Source organism: Achromobacter pulmonis (assembly GCF_021733725.1).
Lineage (GTDB): Bacteria > Pseudomonadota > Gammaproteobacteria > Burkholderiales > Burkholderiaceae_B > Achromobacter > Achromobacter pulmonis.
Genome location: NZ_JAIFOT010000001.1, coordinates 4436165 through 4452534 on the forward strand (window position 1 = coordinate 4436165; position 16370 = coordinate 4452534).

The window sequence follows — 16370 nt, forward strand, 5'->3', positions numbered from 1 at the left end:
GGCTGCGCTCGGCCCTGTGCCGGGATTCGGTGAGAAATGGCTACGCACTGAGCCGCTGCGTGGCCCCGCGATGTCGAAAACCCACGCATGAACCCCCGATCTGTGCCCGATCTGTGCCCAAAGCGGCGCTTGCGCGGCCGCTTCCTACCCGCCAGACTCGCCAAAAAGGGCGGTTGAACTTCCTATACCCCGAGCCACCGAGATTTGCCGCAGTCTGCGGGGGCCGGCGCCTGGGCCGGTACTCCCAGCTGCCGCTCTCCCAGACCATTGGCTACCGGCGGTGAGTCCACCTGATCACGGTATCGTAGCGGTCGGTGCTGCGACGAACGATCTCGAGCCGAACTTCTATGAATCAGAAAGCAGATTGCTCAGGTGCCGCGGATGTCCACGACCCCGAGGCGGGGCAGATCGCGCACCTGCTCGAACGCCTCCAGGCTGGTGAGGCCGAGGCCCTGTCCGACCTACTTCCCCTGGTCTACTCGCAGCTGCGGGCGATCGCCCGCCGCCTGCGCCGCCGAGACGAGCTCGGCAGCCCCACCTTGAACACCACGGCGGTGGTGCACGAGGCGTATCTCAAGCTCGCCCGCAACGATCAGCGATTCGCCGACCGCGTCCACTTCTTCGCCGTGGCCTCGACGGCGATGCGCCAGCTCCTCGTCGACGCCGCCCGCAAGCGGGGCCGCCACAAACGAGGAGCCGGAGTCGTGCCGGAGCCCCTCGACCAGCGGCAGATCTCGATCGACGACCAGAGCGCCTTCGTGCTCGAGCTGAACGAGGCGCTCGAGGTCCTCGGGAAAGAGAGCCCACGCCTGCTCCGGGTCGTCGAATGTCGTTACTTCGGCGGCCTGAGCGAGGAGGAGACCGCCGAGGCCCTCCAGGTGAGTGTCCGGACCGTGCGGCGCGATTGGACCCGAGCGCGGGCCCACTTGGCCGTGGCCTTTGCTCCGCAGCGATGACGCCGGGCGCCTGCGGTATCAGCTCAAGACGCCGTGGCGAAATGGGACCACGCATGTCGAATGGGATGCGGTGGACTTCATCGCCAAGCTGGCGGCACTGGTCCCGCCACCTCGCGCGCATCTCACCCGCTTCCACGGCGTATTCGCCCCGAATGCAAACCTGCGTGCGCAGCTGACGCCCTCGGGGCGCGGCAAGCGGCCTGCGGGCGATGCGGCGCCAGTGGACGTCAGCGCCCACGACGAGCCGCGCAGCCCCGAGCAGAAGCGCCGTGCGATGAGCTGGGCGCAACGGCTCAAGCGGGTCTTTTCCATCGACATCACCACCTGCGCCCACTGCGCCGGCGCGGTACGGATCGTCGCCAGCATCGAGGAACCCACCGCCATCCGCGCCATCCTCGCCCACTTCGAGAAGCACGGCGCGCTGGAGCAAGCGCACTACCGGCCCGCAGCGCGCGCGCCGCCGCCGGCCGCGTGACGAGGTGCCGGCCACACAGCCGGCAGCCAAGCCAGAGTCCGATCCGATGCGGCCACGACCCCGCAGGGCTGCGCTCGGCCCTGTGCCGGGATTCGGTGAGAAATGGCTACGCACTGAGCCGCTGCGTGGCCCCGCGATGTCGAAAACCCACGCATGAACCCCCGATCTGTGCCCAAAGCGGCGCTTGCGCGACCGCCGCCTACCCGCCAGACTCGCCAAAAAGGGCGGTTGAACTTCCTATACCCCAAGGTGGCCCTACCGCAGCATGTATTCACTAATATCTCAACCAAAGGAGTATTCGAGATGGGTAAGCTAGCTGGCAAGATTGTCGTAGTGACGGGGTCGGTTTCGGTCATCCCCGGGTTCGATTCCATTGGCTCGGCAACGGTTCGCGAAGCCTTGGCCGAAGGGGCCGATGGGGTTGTCATTTCCGACATCAACGATGAGCAGGGCGAGGCATTCGCCAAGAGCCTGAACGAGGAATATGGTGAGGGGCATGCGCTCTATGTGCATACCGACGTGACTGATCCGAAGGATGTTGAGAAACTTTTCGAGATCACTGAGAAGACCTATGGTCGGGTGGATGCCATCATGGCCAATGCCGGCGTGGCGACGGCTGAGGATTTCGATAAGGATCCCGAGGAGGTTCTGAAGTCGAAAAAATTCATCCAGAGCGTCAACGAGGACGGAGTGTTCAATACCGCGCTCTACGGCTCGCGGCTGATGATGAAGCACGGGACCAAGGGCTCGATCGTGCTGGTATCGAGCATCCACGGCGTCGCCGGTCGCCCGAAGGTGGTGAACACGGAGACGGGCGAGGTGCTGATTGAACGCTTCAATCTGGTCCAGTATACGATGGGGAAACACGGCGTTGTCGGCCTGTCGAAGGCCCTCGCGCTGCAGTTCGCGGAATACGGAATCCGAGTGAACACCGTGAATCCGGGATATATTATGACGCCGCTATTCCAGGCCGCTGTCACGACTGACAAAGAGAAGTTGTCGCATGAGAAATCCTTGGAAACGGATGCCTTTGACTTCACCCAGCTGGCGGCGCTGCACCCATTGTGCAACGATCCGGTGAAGGATGCAGATATTGTCCCGCGTGGGAAATTTGGTGGCCGTATGGGTGTTCCGGCCGAAATCGCCAAGCCGGCGGTGTTCCTGATGTCCGACGAGTCTTCCTTTATGACCGGTCAGAAACTGGTTGTCGACGGCGGGTATACCGCATGCTGAGCATCGGCGGATAGTTAGTGAGCTTCTCCCATTGTGTGGAGGGGCAAATGTGAAACGGGGCGCTTTGGCGCCCCGTTGCTGCCGCTACATCACGCGCCCGGCGATCAGCGAGCAGCGGCTGTCGATCTCACCGCAGGGTAGGGTGCGGTATCAGCTCAAGACGCCGTGGCGAAATGGGACCACGCATGTCGAATGGGATGCGGTGGACTTCATCGCCAAGCTGGCGGCACTGGTCCCGCCACCTCGCGCGCATCTCACCCGCTTCCACGGCGTATTCGCCCCGAATGCAAACCTGCGTGCGCAGCTGACGCCCTCGGGGCGCGGCAAGCGGCCTGCGGGCGATGCGGCGCCAGTGGACGTCAGCGCCCACGACGAGCCGCGCAGCCCCGAGCAGAAGCGCCGTGCGATGAGCTGGGCGCAACGGCTCAAGCGGGTCTTTTCCATCGACATCACCACCTGCGCCCACTGCGGCGGCGCGGTACGGATCGTCGCCAGCATCGAGGAACCCACCGCCATCCGCGCCATCCTCGCCCACTTCGAGAAGCACGGCGCGCTGGAGCAAGCGCACTACCGGCCCGCAGCGCGCGCGCCGCCGCCGGCCGCGTGACGAGGTGCCGGCCACACAGCCGGCAGCCAAGCCAGAGTCCGATCCGATGCGGCCACGACCCCGCAGGGCTGCGCTCGGCCCTGTGCCGGGATTCGGTGAGAAATGGCTACGCACTGAGCCGCTGCGTGGCCCCGCGATGTCGAAAACCCACGCATGAACCCCCGATCTGTGCCCGATCTGTGCCCAAAGCGGCGCTTGCGCGGCCGCTTCCTACCCGCCAGACTCGCCAAAAAGGGCGGTTGAACTTCCTATACCCCAGCTCCATGGCGATGCGCGCCCATTCGCCCCGATGGTGGATGGTGTCCAGCCAATCCAGGATGCACGCCAGGGTGCCGTCGAGACCTGCGTCGCCGCAGGTCGCCAGCATCTGCTCCAGGCTGGCGGCCTTCTGTTCGAGGTTGCGCTCCATCACCTCCAGCAGCAGCTCCTCGCGATCGGCGAAGTTGGAGTAGAAGGCCCCCTGCGTATAGCCGGCACGCGTGCAGACGGCGCGCAGCGACAGCGCCGGGATCGAGTGCTCCACGATCAGCGCCTCGGCGGCATCCAGCAGCGCCGCGCGCGTGCGGACCTGCGATTCACTGCGGTTGAGCGGACGTGCGTGGCGTTGGGCTTGGCTCACGGCCGGCTCCGGCGCGACGGGGCGGCAGTATGCCACCGCCTTGCACAGGACGCCGTCAGCGTGCGGTGACCGTTCCCGACGGAGCACGCACGGGCGGCGGACATGGCGTCAATCATCGTAGAAGCCACCCCCCGCACCGGCGCCCAGGCGACCCTTGTCGATGTAGTTCACCTTGAGATATTCGGCCCAGCCCTGCGTTGCGGGATTTGCGCTTGCGATGTTGTACGCCGTGCGCAGGCCGACAATGTCGTAGATCTGGAACGGCCCCAGCTTGGCGCCGGTCCCGATTCGCCAGGTCTTGTCGATGTCCTCCGGACTCGCCACACCTTTCAACAACAAGGCGGCGGCCGCGTTGAGCAACGGCACCAGCAGCGAATTCAGCACGTAACCCGGCTGCTCCTTGTGCAGTCGGATCGGTTCCATGCCGATTTCCGCAGCGAAGCGCGCCACCTGCTCGAACACCTCAGGATCGGTCTGCGGCGTACCCATCACTTCCGCTGTGTTCTGGCGCCAGATGTGATTGGCGAAATGCAACGCCAGGAACTTCTCCGGCCGGCCCGTCGCATCCGCGAATGCACTGGGCAGCAGCGTGGAGGAGTTGGTGGCGAAGATGGTGCCTTCGCGCGCCAGCCTGGCGAGTTCGGCATAGACTGAGCGCTTGAGTTCCAGCTTCTCCGGCACCGCTTCAATTACCAGGTCCGCGTCGCGCACGGCCTGCGCAAGGTCGCTGCTCAGTGCGATGGCCGCCGCGACCCTGGTGGTCGCCTCGGGCGTCGTCCCCGGCAGGTCGGCGGCATATGTCTGAGCCAATCGCGTCAGGGCGTCGCGGGCACGCTCCAGCGCTGCTGCGTCAATGTCGTACGCCGTGACGCTCTTGCCGTGAAAGGCGCACTGGAAGGCGATCTGCGCGCCGAGCACGCCAGTGCCCAGCACGGTCACTCGCTGCAGGCCGGAGGGCGAGGCGACGGTCTTTGTGGTGTCCTGTGTCATGTTCATGCGTCCTCCCCGGCCAGCAGGCCGGCGTCGTGGAGCAATGCACCGATCTCGGTGCGGTCGAGCCTGGCCAACACGCGGTCGCGCAGGAACGACGGGCCCGGCAACGCCAATTCTTCGCCATCGCGCAGCTGGTGCAGTGCATCCAGCAGGGTGCGGATGTCGTAGGTGGAATTGAACACTTCCGGCACGCCGCGTTCAATGCCCAACAGCGTGTAGACCGCTTCCATCGGCGTGCGCACCGAGTACTCGGTGGTGAAGATACAGTCGCGTTGCTTCGACTCCGCGAACTGGCCGATGAATGCGAAGTTCACAGCGCCCGCTGGCACCACGTCAGGGCGATCACCGGCTTGACGCGGCATGAAGAAGGCGGTGATGTACGGCATCATCACCGGCACGGTGTTGGCTCCCGTGGCTGCAAGCTCCGCGATGTCCTCAACCGGCACACCCATGTGATACAGCCATTCCTGGGTGATTTCCTCGCCGGTGCAGTCCTGCATCGGCTTCTTGACGTAATCCCCCGGCACGTCCGCGAACAGGCCATAGAACCAGATCACGACCTGGTCCTTGGGCTGCTTCTTGAAGTGCGGCTGGCGGTTCACCGTCCAGCTCAGCAGCCAGCTGGAATCCTTGGCGGTGACAATCCCGCCGGTCACCACCTTGCCGCTGAACGGGTCGCGCTTGGCGATCTTCTCGATGTACTTCGGGATGCGCGCGTCCAGCGTGGTGATGGTGGCGGATTCCCATTTGGTCTCCGGAATGTGCGTGCCGAACACGTCGGGCCGCCCGAACGACGGATCCTTGGCCGCGATGCGCCGCCACAGATCCCAAGCCGGTGCCGGGCCTTCGTCCAGCAGCGCCGCGGTCTTATGGTCGCCCTCGTTGCTGTTTTCCACCAGCGAGCCGATGGTCATGAACAACAGGTCATCGGGGCCGAGTGCCATGCCACCGGGCTGGCCGTCGCGGTTCCAGTGGATGCGCGTGGCCTGCTTGCGTCCGTTGGTGGCATCGATGTCGAAATCGACATCTGTCACCTCGGTGCAGTACTGGAACACCACGCCCTGGTCCTTCAACCACTTCACCAATGGCAGCACCAGCGATTCGTACTGGTTGAAGCGGGTGAACTTCAACGCGGAAAGATCCGCCAGACCGCCGATGTGGTGGATGAAGCGGTGCAGATAGAGCTTCATTTCCAGCGCCGAATGCCACTCTTCGAACGCGAACATGGTGCGCCAGTACATCCAGAAGTTGCTGGCGAGGAAGTCCTCACCGAACACCTCGTTGATGCGCTTGTTCTCCATCTCCTCGCGCGTGGCCATGAAGACCTTGAGCATGTCCTTCTGCGCGGCCTTGCTGAGCGTGAACTTGCCCATGTCGGGCGCAGGCTTGCCCTGTTCGATGGTGGCGCGCTGCAGGGAGAAATTGGGGTCGTCCTTGTTCAGCCAGTAGAACTCGTCGAGCACGCTGGCCCCCTCGACTTCCAGCGACGGAATGCTGCGGAACAGATCCCACAGGCATTCGAAATGGTTCTCCATCTCGCGGCCGCCGCGGATCACGAAGCCCTTGTCCGGCTTCTCAAGTCCATCCAGTGCGCCGCCCGGCACGTCGATGCGCTCCAGGATGGTGATGCGCTCGCCCGGCATCTGGCCATCGCGGATCAGGAAGGCGGCGCCGGCCAGCGAGGCCAGGCCGGAGCCGACGAACCATGCGGATTTGCCGTCGACCCCGTCTGGCTTGCGCGGGCGGGCGAAGGCTTCGTAATTGCCACTGCTGTAATACATGTACGGACTCCAGTCGGGGAAGTTCAAGGTCATCGATCTAGCGAAAGGTCACTCCCACGGTAATGTATATCACCTGATATTTGAATTCGATTTGAGATCTATATGGCTGTCCGGACGGCTTTTCGCGGCCCGCAAATGATCTGGGCACCCGAAGGTGCCCAGAGGTAAGCGCGTTTGATGGCGGGGACGATGCCGGTATTGTTACTGCCGACCCCGCCCGCGCAGGCTACGACTGTTCGCCCCTGCTGTCCGCGTCGACGCTCGTAATTGATTCGGCATCGGCGTCGTCCAGCGAGACATCCAGCCGCTCGATCGCCTGCAGCTTCTCGCCGGCCTGCACGCGCATCAGGGTCACGCCCTGCGTGTTGCGGCCGACCTGGGCGATGTGCGCCGCCGGCGTGCGTACCAGCGTGCCGCCATCGGAGATCAGCAGCACATCGTGGTGGTCGGAGAGCGCAGCACTGGCGGGGTGCTGGCGCTGAGGAACAGGTAGCTGCCGGACGCCGGGTGGGCGGCGAACCGCAGCCGCTGGTCCCGGCAAGGTTGATCGCGGCGCGGCCGGCGGCATCGAAGTGGGAGGAGCTGGCGCAGCCGCTCGAAAATTGCGGGACGACGGCAACACCGGCGGCGCTGGCGGGACTGGCGTAGCGCGCCGTCAGGCCGGCGATTTCGGGCGCCAGATTGCGGCTCACCCGGGTGTTGTGCGCGAACCAGCCGCCCAGGAAATGGGCGAAATTGCTGCTGTTGCTGCCGAGGTACGCGCCGCTGGCGCCGCTGCCACCGGACTAGGGCCTGTTAACACTATCGCAACGATTCGACGATCAGTGCGAAGTGGATGAAGGCCGCGAACATGACGTCGAGCTTGTCGAAGCGGCTGAAGATGCGGCGGAACCCTTTCAGACGGCGGAACAGGCGCTCGATTTCGTTGCGGCGCTTGTAGATCTCGGTGTTGTACGCCCATGGCTGGGCCCGCAGCGGATGCGGGGGCACGACCGGATCCAGGCCCAGATCCAGCGCGAGCTGCCGGGTTTCATTGCCCTCGTAGGCGCGATCCATGACCAGATGGCAGCGCGCGGGCAGGGGTGGCAGGGCATGCAGCAGGGCGCGACCGGCTGGGGCATCGCCCGCCTGGCCCGGCGAAAGCGAGAAGGCTAACGCGCAGCGGGAATCCGCGGCAGCCATATGAATTTTGGTGGTCCAGCCTCCGCGGGAGCGGCCGATGGCCTGCGGGCCGTTTTTTTTCGTGCGCCGGTGCCGTCCGGGTGGACCTTGACGATCGTACTGTCCAGGCTGACCGCCTCCAGCCGCACCCGGACCAGCTGTTCGGCCTGCATGCGCTCGAAGACCCGATCCAGGACCCCGGCCTTGGCCCACCGGTTCATCCGCGTGTAGATCGTGTGCCAGTTGCCGAACCGCTTGGGCAGGGCCCGCCACTTGCAGCCATTTTCGGCCACGAACAGGATCGCGTTGAGCACTTGAAGGTTGTCCAGCGACACATTGCCCCGCTGCCGCGGCAGGCAATCCTCGATACGCGCGAATTGCGCAGGCGTAAGTTCCATGCGCAGTATGTTAGCAAGTAGTGTTAACAGGCCCTAAGTGAGGCTTGGAGGAAGACCGCTGTGCATGTCTGCGCTATCCTAGAGGGCGATTGACGATGGAGTTGCCAGAGTCGTCGCCCCTCAAACCCCTTCATCTTCCGCGCTAAACAAAGCTCTTGTCGGATGACGGTAAAAGCGACGGTAATGGCCCATGTTGATCATCGCAAATCCTTTTAACCACGCGGGCTTGCGTGACCTGTTGATGATCGAGTGGGAGTGATCCTGCTTGGTATAGCAGAGCAAACAAAAGGCGCTTCGGCGCCTTTTGTTTTGGCAGTTTGGCGGCGCATGTTTGGGTCCGCGGAGCGGCATGACTGCGGTGCTCATATCCGCTCAAGCGGCGGGGGAGGACTCCGGCACGTAGCGCTGACGATCTATAGGTTGCGTGCCACCAGGGCTGCTGGTCACCATGACCATCATGGTCTCTTTGTAATGACCCAGTAAAAACCTGCTCACGTCATAATCGAGGGAATTGACGATGAGCATGAAGATGGAAGACGACATCAAACGCTGGACGGCCAAGCGCAAGAGCGCGCTAGTGCTGGACATCATTCAAGGCAAGACCACCGTCGCAGAAGCCAGCCGCCAATACGACCTGTCGCCCTCAGAGGTCGAACAGTGGGTCGACGATGGCAAGCGGGGCATGGAGAATGCCTTGCGGGCCAATCCACAGGACGTGCGCGAGCAGTACGACCGCCAGCTCAAGGACCTTCAAGAGGCCTACGGCGAGGCGATGCTGGAGCTTCGCGCGAGAAAAAAATTGCAGTCCCTGCTGGGCGAGGACGAGAAGTGATCGAGACTCGGCGTCCCCGACGATCCACCAGGGACTGCAAGCCGACGGCATCACCGTCTCGATCGCCAAGCTGTGCCGCTGGTTCAACGTGCCTCGCCGCACCGTCTACTACAAGGCGGTGAAGGCATCGCCAAAGCTCGATCCGCAGTTTGTCGCGCCCATCAAGGCGCTGATCGAAGAATCGCCGTCGTTTGGCTATCGAACGGTGGCGCATCTGTTGGGGTTCAACAAGAACACCGTGCAGCGCGTGTTCCAGTTGATGGGCTGGCAGGTCCGTAAGCGGCCCATCGGCTTCAGGCCCCGGATCCAGGCATTGCCGTCGGTGGCCACGAGGCCTAACGAGCGCTGGTCGACGGATCTGTGCCGCGTCTGGGCGGGTCGGGATGGCTGGGCGACGCTGGCGCTGGTGATTGACTGCCATACCCGGGAGTTGCTGGGCTGGCATCTGTCGCGCAGCGGCAAGGCCTGCACCGCAGGAAGCGCACTGGAACATGCCCTGATCGCCCGCTTCGGAACGCTGGGCCGCGTGCCTGTGCCGTTCCTGCTGCGATCCGACAACGGGTTGGTCTTCACCTCTCGTAGCTATACAGCGTTGGTGCGAGGCTACGGGCTGCGCCAAGAGTTCATCACGCCGCACTGCCCGCAACAGAACGGGATGGTCGAACGCGTGATCCGCACGTTGAAAGAGCAATGCGCGCATCGGCATCGCTTCGAGACCATCCAGCACGCCAGCCGCGTTGTAGGGGACTGGATACGCTTTTATAACCACCGGCGCCCACACCAGGCGCTCGGCATGAAGACCCCGGCTGAGGCATTTGCATTAGCCGCTTAACCTGAGCAGGTTCTGCTGGGTCATTACAGGACTTCACTCGGCCGGTCAAACCCACAGATAACGGCCTTTGCGAGTCGTTTAACGGCCGGCTACGGGATGAGTGCCTGAACGCGAATGAATTCCTATCGCTTGAGCATGCGAAGACGGTCATTGAAGCATGGCGTGCTGATTACAATGACCACCGACCCCATGGCTCCCTCGGCATGCTGACCCCGAGTGAATACGCCAAAACACAGCAGGTCAGCCAGCCTGAGCCGACCGAATTCTAGTTTTCAACTGCTGCGAAACGGGGGTGACGTCAGTGGCGCTTCAAATTGCAGCCGAACTCGGGCAGGAAGTGGGCGGAGGATCCAGCCGGATCTGCAGGCTCTCAAGTGCTGCTACCTCCAAGCCCGCTTCCATAAGCGTATGGAAGTAGTCCAATAGCTCGTCTTGTCTTGGTTGCCCGAATGCAAGGCGATATATGGTGAGGCTGCGTTTAAGCCAAGCGAGCCGCGTGACTTCCCGACTGAACGGCAACATTGGCACGCGCCGTTCGACCCGAACGGAGCCTTCGTAAATCCAATAGGGGATGAGATCGGTGTCCACTGCCGCCTCAGACCGCGCGTGCTCGAACATCAGCTTCCACGGATCGTTAGGAGCCTGCCCACGGCCCCTGACGACCGCGGCCTGACGCTCGGCTAGGTTGTGGCGCACGGCATGGCCCTTGAAGCGGTGGACGCGGCCTTCGCGCTGCTCGAGGTCCACCGGGTTGTTCGGCAAGTTCCAGTGATAGACGCGATAGCAATAGGGATGAAAGTCCAGCCCTTCCTGACCGACTGACGTGGTGGCGAGAACGAACGGCCGGAACGGTGAGTTGAAGGCGTCGCGCACGCCTCCGAGCCGCGCGACAGTGCCGTCTTCGTCCTTGTAGTCGGCGAGCCGCATGGCGAAGCGTCCGCGCATTTGGAACTTGCTGATGGCGAGGGACTCTCCATCGACCTGTACGTCATCGACGTCGATCTGCGACGGGCGGATGGCCAGGGCCTGAGCCATGGTGTGGGCAACACCGATTGCGCGATCCTCGGCTGGGCGGGCCCCGAGACCTTCGGCATCGACGAGGTAATGTGCGTATTCGTCCAGGACGGCCTGTAGGTTGTGCTGGGCGCAATAGGCCAGCACGCGGCGCCAGTAGTGAGCGTCGGTATCCCGTCGCAGCAAGGCGACCGCGTCATGCTGATTGAACAGCGCCCTGAACGACCAGGCGACTTCAGCCGCTGCGCTTAGCAAGCGCGGGTCATCCCACGCCAGCTCGGGCGCGATCCGCTTGAGGGCGCGAAGCGCGCAGACGGCCGGACTGCCGAGCGCGACGTCAACCAGCAGGTCCGAAAGATCGTCGGGCAAAGCGCCGATGTCGTGCGTCTTCACCGCTGCCGCCAGTTCGGCGACATGGTCGTGGAAGGCGTCTTCGCTCGCCAGGGCGCGCATGCCGTGGGGCGCTTCCAGCCAGGCGCGGGATCGCGCGCCCAGTAGGTCATCGATCACGGCTGGGGCGGCCCACTCGGCGCTGTGCGCGTCCTGATGCGACACCGCGCCTTCCTTCAAAGCACCAAGGGCGGGCTTGAGGCGGTCGCACACAGCGGAGCGCATTCCCTCAAGCGACAAGGTGGCCTCCGTTTCGCTGAACACCACCAGCGGATCGGCCAGCTCGGCGAGCGCCGGCGAGGGATAGATCAGCAGCAGCGCGCGCAGACCCGCGAGCCGGCCGTGATCCTGTCGAAACTGCAAGGGACGCAGGCGATGCTGCTCGAAATAGCGCCGGCCGGATTCGCCGACGCCCATGCGCCGTTCGGCTTCGTGGGATAGCAGGGCTGCGATCGCATCGGGCACTATGGACCAGGATGAAAATATCAGCGCCTTGGTCAGCGGCGCCCCGGCTCGCGCCTCGCCGTAATAGGGCATGGCGGCGGGTATCCAGAGGTTCTGTTCCAGATGCTGGCCGAAGATGTCGTCCATGATCGCGCGCATGCGACCGTTGGCCGGGTCCAGCGGCGCATAGGCGTCGATGGCGTCGTGATCGAGCATGGCCGGTCGAGCCGCCTGGATTGCGGTGCGGAGCACGGCCGAAGGCGCGGCGATCTGGTTTTCCAGTAACCGCTTCAGGCTGTAGTGGCGCATGAAGTTGAGCAGATAGGGCGAGGACTTCCAGTATTCGATGATCTCCGGCGCATCGAGCGTGCGCGCCACCTGAGAAACGGCGGATGCCTGCGCGAGGTCGGCGGGCGCGATTGAGACCGCAATCGGAGGCTCGCTCATCATAGAGTCGCGCTCGACCGTGGATGCGACCCGCTCGGTTCGGGCGATCACACGGCGCAGGCGCCGTTCGATGGTCTGGCGGGTCTCGACCGCTGAGGCATGTGACTGTGGCAGGGCATGCAAGAGGCCGCGGAAGGCGCGCATTTCACGCGCCAGCGTGGCTGCCACCTCCGGCCCCTTTTCCCGGCCGTAGAGGAAACTCAGGCTCTCAAGGAAGTCCTGATAGTGGTCGCCTTCGTCGGGCTCGTCGCCGGCGAGCGTGAGCATCCGGTAGGGTGTGGCGGAGAGCAGCAAGGTGCGGGCGGCGTGCCCGTCGCCTCCCGAATAGTCGAACAGTTCGCGCGCGAGGATCGCCGCGTCGCTGTCGCCATGCAGCAGATCCCGAAACCGCTGGAACTCGTCCATGATGATGAGGTCGGGTTGCAGCGCATCCACGCAGGCGTGGGATAGCTTGGCGCGGAGCCGGGCGACCAGGCTGTTGCGGGGCTGTGTCATTTCTGCGGGATAGGTGTCCCGGCGGCGCGGGAAGAGTTCGCAAATCCGTTCGAGTTCCTCGAAGAGGTCGCGATCCGCCTGCACGTCGCGGCGGAAACGCTCGATGATGCGCTTGTCGACGCCTTCGAGGGTGAGGTGGTCCACAGCGCGGTTCCAACCCTCGACGCCGGCCGTGACCTGCAACAGATTGTGCAGGCCGCGCGGGCGCGTAACGAGGTCGCGCAGGAGATGGAACAGCAAGGCGCGTTCCTGCGTCACGCCCGTCGCGGAGCGCAGATCGAAGGTTGTGCCCGGCGTCAGGCTGATGAAGTTCACTCTGTTGGCGTCGAGGCCCGCCTGGTCGCGCAGTTGCAGGGGAACGAGCGTCATGCGGGTCGGCAGGGCCAGCTCGCGCCGCCCGAGGACGTTCAGCCGGTTGAGGTTCTGGGCGGCGATCGCCTGGTTCGAGCAGATGTAGAGGATGTCGATCCGCTTGGTGTTGTCCCACAGGTGTTCGATCATGCGGGCGATGACCCCCCGCGCCACCATCGTCTTGCCGAGGCCGACTTCGTCGGCGACCAGGAACTGGCGGACAGGATCGTCCTGGCCGTAGAGCCGATCGAAGACGTAGTCGACGGTGCGCCGCTGAAAGACTTTGAGGGGAGCGAGCGCCACGTCGGCGCGAAACCGTTCATTCGGCATGCGCGGCATCCTGCGTGGCGAGCGCAATTCGGAATGTGTTCCAGAGTGCGCGGAACTCGGCCGGAATCGGATCGGTATCGTCACCGTCGCTGGTTTCCATGCGTGCGATCAGCCGTTCGATGGCGCGAAGCTGATCCCCGCCCCGGCAGAAGGCCCGAACCATCTCCTCGAGGATGGGCGCGTCGTCGCTTGCCGCGCGCCAGGCGCCCTGACCTGACCCGTCCTGCGCCGCGAGGGCGGCGGCGAATGGATCGCCCAATTCGGAGAGGAGCAGCCGGAGATAGCGGAAGAAGGCATCCTTGCTGTCGATCACCCAGCGCAGGATGGCGGCGTGGCGCTCTGCGGGCAGCCCCTCCATCTTGAGCCCGGTGCTGAACAGGATCGAGACGTCTTCCGTCTCCGTCAGGTGACAGGCGAGGAACCGGGTAAGGTCGACCAAGGGCATTGCGCCAAGGTCGGCGGGCTGTCCCTGTCGGAGCGGCTCCAGCACATCGCGCGCATGTGCTTCGCCCCGCGTGATCGGCCAAACTCGCAGCGCACCGAGCCCGGTAAGGGGCAGCGGTTCGGACGGGATCAGCCAGACCCGCCAGACCGGCGCGCCATCGGCGGCGTGCTCGCCGCGCTCGCAATGGAGCGTGAGGCCGCTGCGGCAAATCTCGCGCCGGGCTTGATCCAAACGAGCCTCGGCGGCTCGTTGCGTGGCATCGGCGGCTCCCGTCTCGCCGCGGACGAACGGCCGCGTCAGCCGGCCAAACCCCTTGTCGCCGAGGATCTCCTCGACGCTGCCGACCCGCGATCGCTTCCCGGTCAGGGTGGTGAAGATCTCGACATTGCTGCCGGTCAGCAGCGCCGGCCGCGTGGCGTTTCCCGAGCCGACCGTGATCGCGGTGTCCCAGCCGCGTTCGGCGATGAACGCCTTGGCATGGAGCCCTTGCAGGGCCGCTGCGTCCTCCTCCTCGCCATCTTCCGTGGCCGCCATTTCGTCGAGCACGGCCACGCGGGCAAAGCCATCGAGCGTGGCGCCAGGCACCTGGGCGAGTTCGTCGGATCGCCCGATGAAGATGGGCTTTTCGGCGCTGGCCAGACCGGCCAGTATCGACAATGTTTGATCGTCGCAGAAGGGCGAGACTACGCCCAGCCGAACGCAGGGTTCCGGGCGCCATGGCTTTCCGCCGAGGCCATTGACGGCGAAGGAGACGCTCTGGAACGGTTCGGGCAGGCTCCATTCGGCGCGGCGCATGTCTTCGGCCAGGTCATCGACAAGCGTCTTCGTGCCGTCGGGAACGCCGACGGTCGCGAGGTCGGGGAGCTGGCGAAGGAAGTCGGCGACCGGGCGGTTGACGGCTTTGGGCTGCCTGGTGATCACGCCATCGAGGGTGGCGGCGATGTCCCATGAGCGATCGCGCGTCAGGTTTCTGGAGAGAATGAGCAGACGCATGCGGGCGGGGTCTTCGGGCTGCAACGGCGTGAAGCGCAGCGCCCACATCTTGGGGTGGAAGGCCCCGCCTTGAGGGGCGGCGACCTCAACGATGATGCGTTCGAGCAGCGAGCAAAGGCGGGAATGTGGCCGGGCGCTCGCCTGGATATGACCGGTGTCGGTGAAGACGACGAGGCGGCCGGCGATGCGCTCGGCGCCTTCCAGCAGCGCCAGAGGATGAGAGAGAATGTCGTCGCGGTTCTCGGCGGCGAAGAGCGCCAGACTGACTGGCACCGCGAGCGCGGTCTCGAAGTCGAGCGAGAAGGTCGTGGCGACCGCCGCGTCGAAGACATAGCCCGCCGGCGGCTGAAGATTGGCGCCGTAGAGCGTTCGCTGTTCGGGATCGAGGCTGCGCCTATTCAGCATGGGCGAGATCCCGCAGGTGGGATTTGGCCTGCGCCCAGCGGAAGGTGAGGCGGTCTGCGCCCGATGCGCCGGTCCAGCGGTCACGGACTGCGTGATTGGCGTAGCGGGACTGGCTGGTCTTGAGCCGGCGTTCGCGCTCCTCGACGAGCTGCCGCGCCGCGGGCGCCGAGATTACCTGCTCCGTCCCGGCCAGAACCAGATCACGCCACTCATTTACGAACCGCTTGGCGGCCGGTCGGACGGCGTGCGCCGGGTGCTCCACGACATTCCAGAAATCATCGAGCGACCACGCGCGGACGGCGCCGGTATCGAGTTCGTCGCTCCAGGCTTCAAGCCGAGCGCGATAGCCCTTGATCCAGTCGTCACGCTGGCGCAGCTCACTGAGCGCAAGGTTATAGAGCAGCGCGGCGCCGTGCATCACATGGGAGAAGATTTCCCCATGCTGGACGAGGCGGCGCGCTGCGGATGGAAACGCCGACAGATGGGGGTGCGTCCAGATGTAGTCGCAGTCCGCGTCGATGCCTTCGCGCGCCAGCATCGTGAGCAGTGCGGTGGGCTGGCTGGCGATCAGGCGGTCGATGAGGAACTGCGCCTCGTCGGTGGTCAGGCGGAAGACGGCGTGCTGAAGTAGGTCGCCAGGCATCTGGGGCAAGGCTGGATTCCAGACGGCGGGCGTCTGGGCGCCGGCCAGAGCGTCTTCGCCGCTGGATGCGCCGCGCGACTGGCCACGCCCCCGCAAGGCGACGAACAGACTGTCGAGCGAGCCCGGAAAGACCCGGATGCCCCATGCGCCCAGGCCAGCCCAATAGACGGAACTCGGCAACCGCTGGAGCCGTGGTCCTGCATCCCGGCCGATGATGCCGTTGGACTCACCGCCGGCTTTCAGGGCGTCGGCAAGCCGGATTTCGGTGTCGCGCGCCTCGGTGCGGAGCTGCGCCTCAGGGACTTCGCGTTTTTCCAGCGCCCGATAGAGCCAGGGAATGAACAGCATGTATCGCAGGCGCGTCTGGATCGTGCTCGTGCCCGGAAAGAGGTGATCGGCGATGGAATCCCGGATCGCCCCCAGCCCCAGCTCGTCGCGGGTCTCGCGCTCCTGAAAGAGCGCCATGATGCGCTGCGCGCGCTGCCGCTCGGCTTCATCGAAATCGATCCAGGCAAGAGACGACATG

Annotated in this window: 11 protein-coding genes and 4 pseudogenes; 7 read left to right on the top strand and 8 right to left on the bottom strand. The window is 64.7% G+C overall.

Going from position 1 to position 16370, the window contains the following annotated elements:
- Positions 1-347: 347 nt before the first annotated feature.
- The 4 genes and pseudogenes from K2W61_RS20365 to K2W61_RS20380 form a co-directional block, all read left to right on the top strand.
- A complete protein-coding gene (locus K2W61_RS20365; RefSeq protein WP_054661035.1) occupies positions 348-956 on the top strand; it encodes an ECF-type sigma factor in 609 nt (202 codons plus the stop codon).
- A gap of 4 nt (positions 957-960) precedes the next feature.
- Positions 961-1431 (top strand): annotated as a pseudogene (locus tag K2W61_RS20370) (transposase); the annotation flags it as partial.
- Between the two features lie 303 nt (positions 1432-1734).
- Positions 1735-2664 carry an SDR family NAD(P)-dependent oxidoreductase gene (locus K2W61_RS20375; protein ID WP_016448223.1) on the top strand — a complete coding sequence of 310 codons (930 nt, stop codon included), beginning with the start codon at positions 1735-1737 and terminating at the stop codon, positions 2662-2664.
- Positions 2665-2737: 73 nt separating this feature from the next.
- Positions 2738-3271: pseudogene (locus K2W61_RS20380) on the top strand (transposase); the annotation flags it as partial.
- Between the two features lie 106 nt (positions 3272-3377).
- Here the strand turns inward: K2W61_RS20380 and K2W61_RS20385 are convergent.
- The 5 genes and pseudogenes from K2W61_RS20385 to K2W61_RS20405 all read right to left on the bottom strand — a co-directional run bounded on the left by K2W61_RS20385 (position 3378) and on the right by K2W61_RS20405 (position 8223).
- Positions 3378-3890, bottom strand: coding sequence for a TetR/AcrR family transcriptional regulator (locus K2W61_RS20385; RefSeq protein ID WP_016448221.1), 513 nt, complete (start codon positions 3888-3890; stop codon positions 3378-3380).
- Between the two features lie 108 nt (positions 3891-3998).
- Positions 3999-4886 (bottom strand): 3-hydroxyacyl-CoA dehydrogenase, encoded by an 888-nt coding sequence (locus tag K2W61_RS20390; protein ID WP_016448220.1) that lies wholly within the window; start codon positions 4884-4886, stop codon positions 3999-4001.
- Complete coding sequence (locus tag K2W61_RS20395) at positions 4883-6664, bottom strand: oleate hydratase (protein ID WP_016448219.1); 1782 nt, start codon at positions 6662-6664, stop codon at positions 4883-4885. Before K2W61_RS20395 ends, K2W61_RS20390 begins: the two co-directional genes overlap by 4 nt.
- Before the next feature lie 226 nt (positions 6665-6890).
- Entirely contained in the window at positions 6891-7100 is a 210-nt protein-coding gene (locus K2W61_RS20400) for a DNA gyrase C-terminal beta-propeller domain-containing protein (RefSeq protein ID WP_003296358.1), read from the bottom strand.
- Positions 7101-7465: 365 nt separating this feature from the next.
- Positions 7466-8223 (bottom strand): annotated as a pseudogene (locus tag K2W61_RS20405) (IS5 family transposase).
- A gap of 517 nt (positions 8224-8740) precedes the next feature.
- Here K2W61_RS20405 and K2W61_RS20410 point away from each other — a divergent pair.
- From K2W61_RS20410 to K2W61_RS20420, 3 genes and pseudogenes are all read left to right on the top strand, one after another.
- The gene (locus K2W61_RS20410; RefSeq protein ID WP_236756410.1) at positions 8741-9055 is read left to right on the top strand and encodes a DUF1153 domain-containing protein; all 315 of its coding nucleotides are present in this window, start codon (positions 8741-8743) and stop codon (positions 9053-9055) included.
- Between the two features lie 88 nt (positions 9056-9143).
- On the top strand, positions 9144-9887 hold the full coding sequence (locus tag K2W61_RS20415) for an IS3 family transposase (protein WP_236756411.1): 744 nt from the start codon (positions 9144-9146) through the stop codon (positions 9885-9887).
- 29 nt (positions 9888-9916) lie between these two features.
- A pseudogene (locus tag K2W61_RS20420) lies at positions 9917-10156 on the top strand (integrase core domain-containing protein); the annotation flags it as partial.
- Between the two features lie 40 nt (positions 10157-10196).
- On the opposite strand, the gene K2W61_RS20425 reads toward K2W61_RS20420, so the two are convergent.
- From K2W61_RS20425 to K2W61_RS20435, 3 genes are read right to left on the bottom strand one after another with little or no spacing between them, the layout of a single operon-like run.
- Positions 10197-13358, bottom strand: coding sequence for a helicase C-terminal domain-containing protein (locus K2W61_RS20425; protein WP_236756412.1), 3162 nt, complete (start codon positions 13356-13358; stop codon positions 10197-10199).
- Positions 13348-15201, bottom strand: coding sequence for a phospholipase D family protein (locus tag K2W61_RS20430; protein ID WP_236756413.1), 1854 nt, complete (start codon positions 15199-15201; stop codon positions 13348-13350). Before K2W61_RS20430 ends, K2W61_RS20425 begins: the two co-directional genes overlap by 11 nt.
- Positions 15191-16369, bottom strand: a complete 1179-nt coding sequence (locus K2W61_RS20435; protein WP_236756414.1) for a DUF6361 family protein — start codon at positions 16367-16369, stop codon at positions 15191-15193. Before K2W61_RS20435 ends, K2W61_RS20430 begins: the two co-directional genes overlap by 11 nt.
- Between the last annotated feature and the right edge of the window lies 1 nt (position 16370).

Bases quoted from the DNA above. Each gene is read 5' to 3' on its own strand.
- K2W61_RS20435 (WP_236756414.1), bottom strand. From the start codon at position 16,369: ATGTCGTCTCTTGCCTGGATCGATTTCGATGAAGCCGAGCGGCAGCGC.
- K2W61_RS20430 (WP_236756413.1), bottom strand. From the start codon at position 15,201: ATGCTGAATAGGCGCAGCCTCGATCCCGAACAGCGAACGCTCTACGGC.
- K2W61_RS20425 (WP_236756412.1), bottom strand. From the start codon at position 13,358: ATGCCGAATGAACGGTTTCGCGCCGACGTGGCGCTCGCTCCCCTCAAA.
- K2W61_RS20410 (WP_236756410.1), top strand. From the start codon at position 8,741: ATGAGCATGAAGATGGAAGACGACATCAAACGCTGGACGGCCAAGCGC.
- K2W61_RS20395 (WP_016448219.1), bottom strand. From the start codon at position 6,664: ATGTATTACAGCAGTGGCAATTACGAAGCCTTCGCCCGCCCGCGCAAG.
- K2W61_RS20375 (WP_016448223.1), top strand. From the start codon at position 1,735: ATGGGTAAGCTAGCTGGCAAGATTGTCGTAGTGACGGGGTCGGTTTCG.
- K2W61_RS20365 (WP_054661035.1), top strand. From the start codon at position 348: ATGAATCAGAAAGCAGATTGCTCAGGTGCCGCGGATGTCCACGACCCC.
- K2W61_RS20390 (WP_016448220.1), bottom strand. From the start codon at position 4,886: ATGAACATGACACAGGACACCACAAAGACCGTCGCCTCGCCCTCCGGC.